This is a genomic window from Flavobacterium frigoritolerans, from assembly GCF_025847275.1.
Classification (GTDB): domain Bacteria; phylum Bacteroidota; class Bacteroidia; order Flavobacteriales; family Flavobacteriaceae; genus Flavobacterium; species Flavobacterium frigoritolerans.
Genome location: NZ_JAOZEV010000012.1, coordinates 101,284 through 114,630, shown reverse-complemented (window position 1 = coordinate 114,630; position 13,347 = coordinate 101,284). Strand labels below are relative to the sequence as shown.

Below are 13,347 nucleotides of genomic sequence, written 5' to 3'. Positions count from 1 at the left end.
AAAAATTATATCCTCAGAATAATAAATAATAACAACAATGAGTACAGAAAAAATATATTCGGTTATCGGTATTGGTATTGGTCCTTTTAACCTTGGACTAGCAGCGCTTATGGAGCCTGTTGAGGAATTATCTTCACTATTTTTTGATCAGTCAGAAAGCTTTGACTGGCATCCTGGTTTAATGCTAAATAATGCTACGCTACAGGTTCCTTTCTTGGCAGATTTAGTAGCTATGGCTGATCCTACCAGCAAATATAGTTTCCTTAACTTCATCAAAGAAAACGGACGCTTGTATAAATTTTACATTCGTGAAAACTTCTTCATCTTTCGCAAAGAATATAACGAGTATTGCAAATGGGTGGCTTCTAAAATGCATAATTGTAAATTCTCACATAAAGTAGTTGCTATACAATATGTAGATGGTCTTTATGAAGTTACAGTTACTAATACGCTAACTAATAGTACAACTACTTATTATGCTAAGAAACTAGTTTTAGGTACAGGAACATCGCCACATATTCCAGATTTTGTAGATAAAGAAGCATTACCCCATGTAATTCATGCATCTAAATATTTGAACTATAAATCTCAAATTCACAAAAGTGCATCGGTAAGTATTATTGGTTCAGGACAAAGTGCAGCAGAAGTATTTCGTGATATTTTACCTGAAACCGAAAATGGATTACAGCTTAAGTGGTTTACTCGTTCCTCCCATTTCTTCCCTTTGGACAATAAATCTAAACTGACTCTGGAATTAACTTCGCCTGAATATGTTGATCATTTTCATAGCTTATCTGAGACAAAACGGAAACAACTTTTGGCAAGACAACATGGGCTTTATAAAGGTATTGATCAAGAACTTATTAATGAGATTTTTGATAGTTTGTACGAAATGAGTTTAGGCAATACACCTCTGAATGTTGAATTGCGTTCGAATGTACGTCTTACCGATATTAGTGATGATGATAATGGTTCTTATACCATGGATTTCATGCATACTGAACTAGAAAAACCGTATCAGGATCAGAGTGATTTTGTAATTCTTGCCACAGGATATAAATATAAAGAACCAGCCATACTTGAAGGAATTCATGACAGAATTGATCGTCAGGAAAATGGTTTATTTAATGTGCATCGTAATTATACAATTGATAAGAAAGGCAAAGATATTTTTGTTCAAAATGCCGAATTACATACTCACGGACTTTCTACTCCCGACTTAGGAATGGGTGCTTATCGCAATTCTTGGATTATCAATCAACTTGCTAATCGTGAAATTTATAAAGTAGAAAAACGTATTGCATTCCAAGAATTTGGCGTAGAAAAAACTACAGAGAAATCATTACAAGAAAATAATATGGAGCTTGTAAATGAGTAATTAAATGATAAAATAATAATCAAAACCTATTGTGTTTAATCCGCAAAAATGGCATTTAACGCATAGAAACATAGATTTAAAATTGAATTTTGAGATGCTCTAGAAAATTATATTTTCTCACATAGCGCTGTGCATTTATTTTAAGTGAAACGCCTTTTTAAGACTATGATTCTATGTGTTAAAAATAATAAACTCATATAGGTTTAATAAAACAAGCTAATAAAATGAAAACCCCCGAAAATATATTCAAAGATACCCAGCATCTCAATGCGACTATCTGGAATAAAGTAAATCGCAACCTACTAGCCAAAAGTATCGCAGAATTAATGCGTGAAGATGTGGCTAAACCAAGAATTATAAAGAAAGAAAAGAATGGTCTTACTCATTTTAAATTAGAGACTGATAATGAGCATCTTAATTATACTTTTTCAGCTTATCCAAGATATCTAAATTATTGGCATATCGTAAAAGAAAGTATTCGTAAAAATGTAGAAGGATTAGAATTAGACATGCTTGATGTGCCTAACTTCTTTATAGAACTTCAAAATACATTTGGTATAAATTCCTTCACACTAGCGCATTATGTCGAAGAGTTGTTGCATACGTTATATGCCGATGCGTACATTTATTCCAAAGGTCGTTTGTCGGCTGGTGAACTGGTAGATTCTGATTTTCAAGCTATAGAACACAGCTTAGATGGACATCCTTGGGTAATTGTAAACAAAGGTCGCATAGGATTTGATTCGCAGGATTATGAAAAATTCACACCCGAAGCGGGTCAGAATACACAATTAGCTTGGATTGCCGCTCATAAAACGCGTGCTACTTTGCGTTTGCAAACGGATATGGATCCGCAAAGTTTTTACGAAAATGAACTTGGTAAGGATAAAGTGGCTGCTTTTAGAGCTATTTTAACCAAAGCCAACGTAAATCCTGACGATTATATCTTTATGCCTGTGCATTTATGGCAATGGCAGCAAAAACTAGTTATGCAATTTGCGCATGATATTGCTTCCAAACATTTAATTCCGTTAGAGTTGGGAGATGATTTATATAGTCCGCAACAAAGTATCCGCACTTTTTTTAATCAGAGCCAGCCACACAAACATTATGTAAAAACTTCTATTTCGATATTAAATACAAGTCATATAAGAGGATTGTGTCCAAGACAATTATCGGTTGCGCCACGCCTTACAGGTTGGTTAAAAGATATGGTTAAGAACGATACTCATTTGCAAAAAATGGAAGTTGTTCTGCTTGGGGAAGTTGTTTCGGCTAGTTATGCACATCCGAGTTATAGTAAAATTGTAAATCCCCCTTATCAATATAATGAATATCTGGGAGTTATGTGGAGAGAAAGTGCTATAAGTTCTTTAAAACCAGGAGAAAAACTAATGACCATGGCTGCATTATTATATGTAGATGATCAAGGGAAAAGTTTAGTTCAGGAACTTATAGAAAAATCAGGGCTTACTACAGAGCAATGGCTAAGAGCGTATTTTACAGCTTATCTTAAACCTGTATTGCAAATTTATTATCAGCATTCTCTTTGCATTGATCCGCATGGGCAAAACGTTATTTTAATTTTAAAAGATTATGTGCCTACGCGTATTGCCTTACAGGATTTTGTGGGTGATATTTTAATCAACGAAGAAGGAAAGAAAATACTTCCGCAAGAGTTTATCGAAAATATGTTTGTAGCATCGCCAAATCCAGAAAATGCTCCATTAACAATTTTAATAGCCGTTTTTGATGCCTTTTTTAGATACTTGAGTGATATAATGGTTACTGCTGCAGATTATCCCGAAGAATCTTTTTGGAATTGTGTATATGACATCATTACCGAGTATCAGGATGAACATCCAGAACTACAGGAAATGTTTGAGAAATATGATTTGTTTATTCCAGAATTTAAGCGCCTTATCTTTAATAGTCGTCGTTTATTTAATGGGTACGAAGAAACTTCAGGTTTTCCTCACATGAAAAAAAGTGGTTTTATACCGAACCCTCTGCATCAATTGATCACAGAAGAATTGGGAATATTAAAAGATAATTTATGAGGACAACCTTATATAAAACGCGATCCTTTTTTAATCTATTAAAGCGTTCGTTGTCAGGAAGCGAAAGTAATTTTACCAGCGGAAGCATTAACAAAACCATCATTTTGTTGTCTGTGCCTATGGTTGCCGAATTGCTAATGGAATCATTATTTGTTTGTTCTAACCTCTTTTTTGTGAGCAGGTTGGGTACAAGTGCCATTTCTATCGCAGGAGCAACAACTACTTTTATAACCTTTTGTTATTCCGTTTCTATAGGTTTAGGAATTGCAGCTTCGGCATTGATTTCTAGAAGAATTGGTGAAAAAAAGTTTAAAGCTGCGGGGCTCACCGCAATGCAGGTTATTTATATAACAACACCAATTGCCACATTAATAAGTATAGTGTGTACGATTTGGAGTGACGAGATTATGAGTGCAATGGGACTTTCTGCTGCTATGGTCACAGAAGGCGCTTCGTATGGAATAGTCATGTTTGCTTCTAGCGGATTTTTAATCCAACGTATCGTTATTAACGGAATATTTCGCGGTGCTGGTGATGCCTCACCAGCAATGAGAATCTTGTGGCTGTCTAACGCTCTGAATATTATATTGTGTCCCATATTTATTTACGGCTGGGGTCCTATTCCAGCTTATGGCCTACTTGGTGTAGGGTTAGCTACGTTAATTGCGCGTGTTATTGGTGTAGTTTATCAGGCGTGGTATTTAATAAAAGGAAAGACTGTAATGAAAATCGGAAGAGCACAATTGGTTCTTCAGTATGACATTTTAAAAAGAGTACTCAAATTAGCTTTTAGCGGTACAGTCCAATTTATTATTCCGGCATCTAGTTGGGTATTTATGATTAAGATTATGTCGCATTTTGGGGAGAATGCTTTGGCTGGATACATTTTGGCACAAAGGGTTACTTCTATAGCTACTATGCCTGCATGGGGTCTTGGTAATGCAGCAGGAATATTAACTGGACAAAATCTTGGAGCAAAACAACCTGATCGTGCCGAAAAATCGGTTTGGAGAGCAGGAACGCTAAATATGGGATTTTTGATTATAATTGGTATTAGCTGGATTTTTCTAGCAGATCCAGTTGTAAAAATCTTTACAAATATTCCAGAAGTCATTTCCCACAGTACCACATACATTCATTTAATTTCTATGGCATATATTCTTTTAGGATATACTATGGTTATTTCTAGAGCGCTAAATGCTGCTGGTGATGTAAAAGTCGTTACCTGGCTTTATATTCTTATGTTTTACGTAGTACAAATTCCACTCGCCTATGCATTAGGAGTTGCTTTTGATTTGGGCTCAAATGGTGTTTTTACAGCCATCCTTATCTCAGAAATTGTATTGGCTGTAGCTTGTATCGTAATCTTCCGTAAGGGAAAATGGAAAACAACAAAAGTTTAATAAAATAATCACAAAATACAAAGGTTTTTGTTTCACGCAGATTATGGCAGATTTAATTCGAGAAAAACATCTTTGAGCATCTGCATAAATCTTTTTAAAAACAGCGTGAAAATTAACACATAAAAAAATAATTTTAAAATATTAATATAATTAAAAAACAGAAAATATGAACACAATAGAACAATTAAACGGAGTATTTGCAAGAGCTTTTGAAATTCCAGTTGATAGCGTAAACAATGATTTAGAATATCAAGGAATTGCCGAGTGGGATTCTATGAGTCATTTGGTAATGGTTCAGGAACTTGAAAGTACATATAACATCTCTATCGAAATGGAAGATATCTTAGAGATGGGCAGCGTTTTAAAAATAAAGGAAATACTTAAAAAATACGGTTTCGATATTAATTAGAAGGATAGTAAAAACTATGGAACTATATAATTTAATTAGAAAAAACGAGAAACTCACCTTTACCGATTCAAGCACTGGTGTTTCTAAATCTATTGCAGAGATGGATCAATCTCTGAAAATTGACAATATAAGATCTGTGGCCTTTATTTACAATGACAATCAATTGCCAACGATAGAAACCCTGCTGAATTTTTATCAAAGCAAATTTGCCATTGCATTGTTGGGGATGAGCCTAAACGATAATTTTAAGGAAAACTTAGAAGAAAAATACACGCCATACTATATTTATGACCCTTCACGTACAGAGATAGATGGGTATAGCCCAGTTAATGCTTCTGATACAATAGTGTTATTTAAGCGTAATGAAAATTCTATTTATCCGATACACCCGAAGATTAAGCTTTTGCTGAGTACTTCTGGAACAACAGGTTCTCCTAAATTTGTCAGACTTTCGGATGAGAATTTAGTGCAAAATGCCAAGTCTATTATGGAATATATGCCAATTAAGGAAGACGATGTTGTGCCACTGAACGTGCCGATTAATTTTGTGTACGGATTATCAATTTTCACTACCAATTGTATCAAGGCAAATCAAATTATCTGTACGGATAAAGATGCTTTTCAAAAGGAATTTTGGTTGGATTTAAAAAAATATGGGTACTCTACTTTAGGAGGTGTCCCCTATTTTTATGAAATGCTTTATAGTATTGGTTTCTTCAAAAAAGACCATCCTTCATTGCGGTATCTTACCCATACGGGAGGAATGCTAAACCATCAATTAATTGAGGCAATTTCAGAATTCAGTGAAAAATTCGGAAAGCAGTTTTTTGCACAATATGGTCAAACAGAAGCTTGCGGTAGGATGGCATATTTACCACCAGATGATTTACTTAGAAAAGGAACTTCTATTGGTCTCCCAGTACAAAACGGACATTTTGAGATAGATAAAGAAACATGCGAGCTGATCTATAATGGTCCAAATGTTTTTGGTGGTTATGCCAACAGAAGAGCTGATCTGCAGTTTTATGAAGAACAGGAAAAACTCTATACAGGAGATAAGGCAAGGGTCGACAACGAAGGGTATTATTATATCATTGGTCGTATAAAACGAATAGTAAAACTATTTGGCGTACGACTGAATCTCGATGAAGCAGAATTGTTATTAAAAGACGCTTTGGGAGGGCAAACATTTATTTGCTTGGGGATAAATGATAAATACCTGGCGGTTTTATATACTGATGATCTCTTGAATAAAGAATTAATCCTAAAAGTATTAAAAGCTAAACTAGGTCTTCATGCAAGCTCCCTAAAAATCATTCATATGGAAAATCCAGTACCACTCACCCCAAATGGTAAGGTGAATTATCCACTTATAAAAGAACAACTCGAAACAGAGATTCTTGTATAACAATGGAATGAAGAAAGGCTATCAAAATTATTTTTGATAGCCTTTTTAAATTTATAGGATTAGGTCAATTCAGAGGCTTTCGAAAAATTGTGCTTTGTGAGAAAGAGAAATCATATAATTAGAGGCTTTTGGTTACTAATAAAGGAAGTCCCAGCGGGACGTTATATTTATAGAAAATTTAATTATTTTTTTTAAAACCCCATCGGGGTGATATATTTTGCAATTAGAGAGGGTATCGCTCCGGCTGGAGCTTTAAACCGTAGAACATAATATATTAGCTATAAATATTATGCTCCTCCGGAGCTGACATAGAGTATTTACTATGTGTTTTATACAAAAAAAAATCTAGCATTTTTGAATTGCCTCCTGCTTTAGCTGGAGGTTTTGAATTGATAATATATTGTTGGCTTTAGCCAAATAACAAACAATTTTGGATAAAACCATACTAAACTTCTATTTATCATTCCTCCAGCTAAAGCAGGAGGTAATTCAGAGGCTTTCGAAAAATTGTGCTTTGTGAGAAAGAGAAATCATATAATTAGAGGCTTTTGGTTACTAATAAAGAAGTCCCAGCGGGACGCTATATTTATAGAAAATTTAATTATTTTTTAAAAGAACCCCATCGGGGTGACATATTTCGAAATTAGAAAGGGTATCGCTCCGGCTGGAGCTTTAAATCGTAGAACATAATATATTAGCTATAAATATTATGCTTCTCTGGAGTTTATATAAATGGTAAAATGATCTATGCAAGTATAAAGTCTCAGTTTCTTAGTCCCTTAGAACCTTTGTTGCTCAGAAACTTAAAAAAACTTGCAGGATAAAAAAAGGTTCCTGAAAAAACACCAGGAACCTTTTAAATATAACTTAAATGATTGTCTTAGAAACTGTACCCAACTGCTAGATTAAATCTTGAACCATTTCCTCTAGTATAATTGGCATTTGTGCCATAAAATTGAGAAGTTGTAGTATAATAATTTGTGTTCAGCAGATTCTCAATACCTAATTTTACTCTAATTTGGTCAGTTACTTTATAGGCTGTTGCCAAGTTCCATATGTTGAATGATTTAATTGGACCTTCACCAATTGCATAAGCGCCTTTGGCATTTGGTTTAAAATAATCACGATCACCTACATAGATCCAATATACTTCTACGTTTAATCTTTCGTTGCCAAATTTTGCGTAACCAGTCATTTTAACTGGAGGGATTCTGTTCGATTTTAAATAAATATCATTATCTCCATAAAAATGACCATCTCCGTCTTTATCACCTCTTCCTTGTACATAGGCATAATTCCCTCCTATTGTAAGTTGTTTTATTACTTGATAATCAGCTTGAATTTCATACCCCCATACACGCTCTGGCAAACGCTCTGCAAGTAAGAAACCATCAACTTGAATTAAATTAGTTCCTAATTTAGATGTGCTATAATAATAAGCTGCACTTAGATTAAACTTCCCTAATTGGCTGCTAAAACCACCTTCGTAGTTATTAACGATAATTGGTTCTGTTTCTAATTTAGAGATAGCATCTTGTTTAGCTGCGGTAAGCACTCTACCTAAATCAAATACCGAAAAAGCTTGAGAGAAACTGATAAAAGGGTTAAAGAATTTGAATTTAGAATATCTTATTCCAGTATTAAAAACAAATGCCTCATAATTAAGTTCGCCACCTTTTACAGCAACACTTCCTGCTTCATTTGCACCAGTAGCAAGTGTATTATAATCGTCGATATTTATTTTGATGTTTTCTGCACGTAAACCAGCTTTTACCGTCCAATCTTCGAACAATTGAGTTGATAATTGTACATAAGGAGCAACATTAACCATATCAATGTTTGGAACCCAAACTCTACCATCAACTAGTTTTTGGTTTGTTTTATCATTTAATAAATCGAAGCCATAATTAACATCTCCCGTAAAGTTTGAAGAAACAGTAAATGGGGTGTTTAAATAAACTCTTAATCCTTTTTTGGTAGAGGCAGTTTGAGATTGTCCAGTTCCGTAGAAAAAAGCGGAATTAGAAAAAATAGTTAAGAAATCCTGAAAGTATAAATTAGCCGTTAAACTAGTATTTCCAAAAATCTCTTTGTTTACATATTGCAAATTAATATTGTGATTATAACGTGTCCCTTCATCAGCTCCCAATCTATTTCCGAGTACACCAATTGCTGGGCTAACTCCATAAACACCATTTTTAAGTACAAAATCAGAATCTTGATTAGAACTAAAATAATTATACATTAAGTCAATTCTTTGCTTATCAGTAAAGTCATATCCTAGTTTTGTAAAGACATTGTATGTTTTAGTTTCACCCAATCCATATTCAGGAGAGATAACTTCACCTTCGGCATCACGAAAAACACCTGTTTTTTCATAAACTCCACCTACGAAATAATTAAACTTCTTAATTCTACCATAAAACTGTTGCAAAAGTCTATAGCCTACAACACTATCTCCCTTAATATTACCATTGGTACCAGCTTCACTATATCCAGCAAATTTCTTTTGTGTTTTCCCTGATTTTGTAATGTAATTTATCAAACCACCATCGGCACCATTACCATAAACAGCTGTAGCCCCTTTTATAACCTCAATACGTTCAATAACCGAAGGATCAATAGAACGCATTTCTCTTCCTGCAGATTTTAATGGCGTCGATTGCGGAATTCCGTCGATAAGAACCAAAGGATTCCTTCCTCTTAATGTTTGTCCGTAATTACCAGTATTATTTGTTGCCGAACCTAAACCTGGAACTGCATAAGCAAGAACATTTGCAATATTCGGGCTTACTATTGATAAATTGTCTATATCCTTAGCATTAATAACCGTTACAGATGAAGGCGTTTTAGATAAAGTCTCTACCTTTCTACTTGCCGAAACAATTATTTCATCAAGCTGAGATCCATTACTTTCAGAGCTTAAACTACTCAATGCTTGGCCTTTGTTTGAAACTTTTAGGAGTAAGTTAAGTGAAGTTGTTTGATTCTTAGAGACACTAATCTCTTGTTCAATTGTCTCGTAACCTTTTAACGATGCCTGTAAAGTATAGATATTAGCTGTTATTTTGTCAAATTTAAAGCTACCATCACTACTAGTCGTAGTGCTGTATTTAGAAGCTTTTAGGATGATGCTCACTCCTATTAGAGGTTTGCCGTTTGATGTTCTTATTTGTCCTTTAATTTTCCCTGGGCTTTGTTGTTGCGCAAAGGATATTATGACCGTAAATAGAAAACAAATTGTAAATATAAACTGTGATATTCTTAAGTTGAGATATTTCATTAATTTTTAAATTTGATTGTTTACCTGTTTTTAATCGTTCTAAATAAAAACAGCACAAATGTAAATATTAATAATCCTTTAACAAAAAATTATTTAGATTAATTCTATATAATTTATGTTAAATTACAATCTCATCTTTAATAAGTTAATCATCTAATTCCTTACTTTTCTGCCAAGGAAATTTCCCTTCGATTTCTACCTCTAGTGATAAGCTCAAAAAACTCTGATTAATACCTAGCGAATACTTAAATCGAGCAACAATAAAAAGAAAACAAAATTTATTATCTTTACTATATGATTGAAATAGGTATAGATAGTTTTGCCTCTGCAATGTACGGAGACAATAATACGCTAAGTAGCGTAGATGCAATGGAACAATTATTACAAAGAATTGAACTAGCTGATCAGGTAGGTCTTGACGTATTTGGTATTGGTGAGCATCATAAAAAAGAATTTTTAGATTCTGCTACGGCAGTAATTTTAGCTGCTGCTGCATCACGAACAAATACTATTCGGTTAACAAGTGCAGTGAGTGTTTTAAGCGCTGCAGATCCTGTTCGTGTATATCAAAGTTTTGCTACGTTGGATTTAATTTCCAAAGGACGAGCTGAGATTGTTGTTGGACGTGGATCATCTATTGAAGCTTATCCGTTATTTGGGTTTAATCTTAATGATTACGACCAACTTTTTAAAGAAAAACTAGAACTTTTACTCCAAATAAGAGATAATGAATTCGTCACTTGGTCAGGAAAGTTTCGTCCTGCATTAAATAATCTTCCTATTTACCCACGGGCATTACAAGAAAAATTACCAATATGGCTAGGCGTTGGCGGTACTCCGGAGTCTTTTGTAAGAGCAGGAAATCTGGGATTGCCATTAATGGTTGCCGTTATAGGAGGACAAACGCATCGTTTTCGTCCGTTGATTGATTTGTATCGAGAAGCAGGAAAAGCAGCAGGATTTACTACCAAAGAGCTAAAAGTTGGTTTGCATTCGCCAGGTTATGTAGGAAGTACAAATGAAAAAGCAATTGCCGATTATTATCCGGGTTATGCTGAACTTTGGACCAAATTAGGTAAAGAACGCGGTTGGCCACCAGTTACAAAAGGGCAATTTGATAGTCTTATTGACGAAAAAGGCGTATTGGTTGTAGGGAATCCTGAACAAGTAGCCGAGAAGATTTTAAGACATAGCGAATCTCTTGGCGGAATTTCGAGATTTACGTTCCAAATGGACAATGCTGGACTTACACATTCTCAATTGATGAATGCAATAGAATTAATTGGAGCAAAGGTAATTCCGTTAATTAGGAAAGCGGAGTAATAGCATAAAGAGATTAGACTACATTGTATGCTTTTTCAATAACAATTTAAGTCAGAATAATACATCGAAAAAAAAATGATGAATTTAACAGCAAATAATTTAATTCTTACTTACAAAATTTTACTTTTGCGCTCTAATTAAATAAAAGCATATCATGAACGACTTATTCGCCAAAATTGCAACTGAATTTGAAACATTCAAAACTGAATATGAATCTCTAATGGACAAAGGTGTGAAAGCAGCTGGACCAAGAGCTCGTAAATCAACTCTAGAATTAGAGAAACTATTAAAAGAATTTAGAAAAGTTTCTGTAGAAGAATCAAAAAAATAATTCTATTAAATTAAAAGCCCTCTAGGAAATCCTAGAGGGCTTTTTTAATCTTCTTATTTTAAGTAAGTTATTTAACCAATTAAATATTAATATACTAAAGAAGATGGTTTTATATACTTATCAGATGATTTTGTTTGATCATCAATAGGAGCATTCGGTGCCTTTTCTTTTAAGAATTCGATTCCTTTATCACGCGAGATCCTATCTTCATACATCTTACTCATTCCAATAATTTTTCCATTAAAAGCTTTCAAATTAAAATAAACCTTATCATCTGAAATCGTTTTTTTAAAGAATTTAGAGCTATCTTGAGAATTGCTTTTTACAGATTCTACCCCTTTTTCACACATAAATTTTCTTGTGTATCCGCTGCTTCTTAAAATTGTATCTCCGTTTTTGTCAATAAAATAAAATTGAAACTCATCATTTGCATTTTTCGTAATTACAAATTTTTCCATTATTTAAAATTAATTATGTATTATATGTTTAATAAGTATGCTGCTATTTTAATCATTGAATGTCACTGTAAACGTACTTCCCACCCCAACTGCACTTTCAACGCTTACAGCTCCATTCATTGATTCTATTTGGTTTTTTGTAATATATAAACCGATGCCATGTGAATCTTCATGTTTATGAAATGTCTTATACATTCCAAATAACAAATGCCCATGTTTTTTTAAATCTATACCTAAACCATTATCGGTTATAGTGAACACTTTTTTGCCATTTTCGATAAAGAAATTAAACTCAATTATTAAATCTCTTTCGGGATGAGCATACTTAATAGCATTTGTACAAAAATTCAATAAAACACTTTCCAGATAAGCAGGATTAAAATTTATAGTTGCATCTTTCGGAATGTTGTTTATAATTGTACCAAAATTTCTATAGTTGTATGCGCTAACAACATTTAGTACTTTCTTTAAATAATTATTTAGGTTTAAAGGTTTAACAACAATATTTATATTATTCTGAATATTGACTATTTGAGATAAATCGGTAATCGTTTTATTCAAATCATCAGATACCGTTCGCAAATAGCTAAAAGCTTCACTATTCTCTACATTTTTGTTTTCTGCATCAATCATATCTAAAAGCAATTTTAGATTTCCTGCATGTGAATTTAAGTTGTGAGCTACTATATGCGAAAAATTCAATAATTGACTATTCTTTTCACTGTATAGTTTCATTGTTTTAACCAACTCCAATTCTTTTTCCTTTTGAGCCGTAATATCAGTATGTGTTCCTATAACTCTTAATGGTTCACCATTACGATCACGTTCTATCACTTCACCTCTATCTAGAATCCATTTGTATTTTCCGCTAGAAGTTAATACTCTATGAAAATTTTCATAAAATGGTGTTTTATTTTCAAAATGCTCATTAATTGCAGCATAATACTCTTCTAAATCATCTGGATGCACAATCTCATCCCAACGCTCTGGGTTATCAAAAATGTCTGCAGAATTAATTTCTAGTATTTTAAAGGATTGAGAAGAATAAAAAACGGTGTTTGTTTTAATGTTCCAATCCCATACTCCAGTATTTGATGCTTCAAGAGCAAATTGAAAGCGCTCTTCTAAAACTTTTAGTTTTAATTCCTGAGCTTTTAATTCTGATAGATTAATAAATTTTCCAGAAAAAACAGGGCTCCTGTCTTCTCGAGATTTGGAGCGAAAATTATTCATAGCTTTAGAACTATCCTTGTTATAAAAATCGAATACCATATCTTATATTTCTAAATTAGTT

10 protein-coding genes are annotated in these 13,347 nt (G+C 33.4%); 7 read left to right on the top strand and 3 right to left on the bottom strand.

Annotated features, from left to right (window positions below; all coding sequences use genetic code 11):
• Nucleotides 1-37 precede the first annotated feature (37 nt).
• The 5 genes from OIU80_RS14950 to OIU80_RS14930 all read left to right on the top strand — a co-directional run bounded on the left by OIU80_RS14950 (nucleotide 38) and on the right by OIU80_RS14930 (nucleotide 6,658).
• On the top strand, nucleotides 38-1,378 hold the full coding sequence (locus OIU80_RS14950; protein WP_264287792.1) for a lysine N(6)-hydroxylase/L-ornithine N(5)-oxygenase family protein: 1,341 nt from the start codon (nucleotides 38-40) through the stop codon (nucleotides 1,376-1,378).
• Nucleotides 1,379-1,602: 224 nt separating this feature from the next.
• The gene (locus tag OIU80_RS14945; RefSeq protein ID WP_264287791.1) at nucleotides 1,603-3,438 is read left to right on the top strand and encodes an IucA/IucC family protein; all 1,836 of its coding nucleotides are present in this window, start codon (nucleotides 1,603-1,605) and stop codon (nucleotides 3,436-3,438) included.
• Complete coding sequence (locus OIU80_RS14940) at nucleotides 3,435-4,841, top strand: MATE family efflux transporter (protein ID WP_264287790.1); 1,407 nt, start codon at nucleotides 3,435-3,437, stop codon at nucleotides 4,839-4,841. Before OIU80_RS14945 ends, OIU80_RS14940 begins: the two co-directional genes overlap by 4 nt.
• A 166-nt stretch (nucleotides 4,842-5,007) precedes the next feature.
• On the top strand, nucleotides 5,008-5,250 hold the full coding sequence (locus tag OIU80_RS14935) for an acyl carrier protein (RefSeq protein WP_264287789.1): 243 nt from the start codon (nucleotides 5,008-5,010) through the stop codon (nucleotides 5,248-5,250).
• Nucleotides 5,251-5,266: 16 nt separating this feature from the next.
• Nucleotides 5,267-6,658, top strand: a complete 1,392-nt coding sequence (locus OIU80_RS14930) for an AMP-binding protein (RefSeq protein ID WP_264287788.1) — start codon at nucleotides 5,267-5,269, stop codon at nucleotides 6,656-6,658.
• A gap of 880 nt (nucleotides 6,659-7,538) precedes the next feature.
• Here OIU80_RS14930 and OIU80_RS14925 read toward each other — a convergent pair.
• The gene (locus OIU80_RS14925; RefSeq protein ID WP_264287787.1) at nucleotides 7,539-9,941 is read right to left on the bottom strand and encodes a TonB-dependent receptor; all 2,403 of its coding nucleotides are present in this window, start codon (nucleotides 9,939-9,941) and stop codon (nucleotides 7,539-7,541) included.
• A gap of 297 nt (nucleotides 9,942-10,238) precedes the next feature.
• Here OIU80_RS14925 and OIU80_RS14920 point away from each other — a divergent pair, with 297 nt between their 5' ends.
• Nucleotides 10,239-11,264, top strand: a complete 1,026-nt coding sequence (locus OIU80_RS14920; protein ID WP_264287825.1) for an LLM class flavin-dependent oxidoreductase — start codon at nucleotides 10,239-10,241, stop codon at nucleotides 11,262-11,264.
• Between the two features lie 154 nt (nucleotides 11,265-11,418).
• Nucleotides 11,419-11,595, top strand: a complete 177-nt coding sequence (locus tag OIU80_RS14915) for a histone H1 (RefSeq protein WP_264287786.1) — start codon at nucleotides 11,419-11,421, stop codon at nucleotides 11,593-11,595.
• An 86-nt stretch (nucleotides 11,596-11,681) separates the two neighbouring features.
• On the opposite strand, the gene OIU80_RS14910 is transcribed toward OIU80_RS14915, so the two are convergent.
• Both OIU80_RS14910 and OIU80_RS14905 read right to left on the bottom strand, forming a co-directional pair.
• A complete protein-coding gene (locus OIU80_RS14910) occupies nucleotides 11,682-12,053 on the bottom strand; it encodes a YegP family protein (protein ID WP_264287785.1) in 372 nt (123 codons plus the stop codon).
• Nucleotides 12,054-12,101: 48 nt separating this feature from the next.
• A complete protein-coding gene (locus OIU80_RS14905) occupies nucleotides 12,102-13,325 on the bottom strand; it encodes a sensor histidine kinase (RefSeq protein WP_264287784.1) in 1,224 nt (407 codons plus the stop codon).
• Nucleotides 13,326-13,347 lie beyond the last annotated feature (22 nt).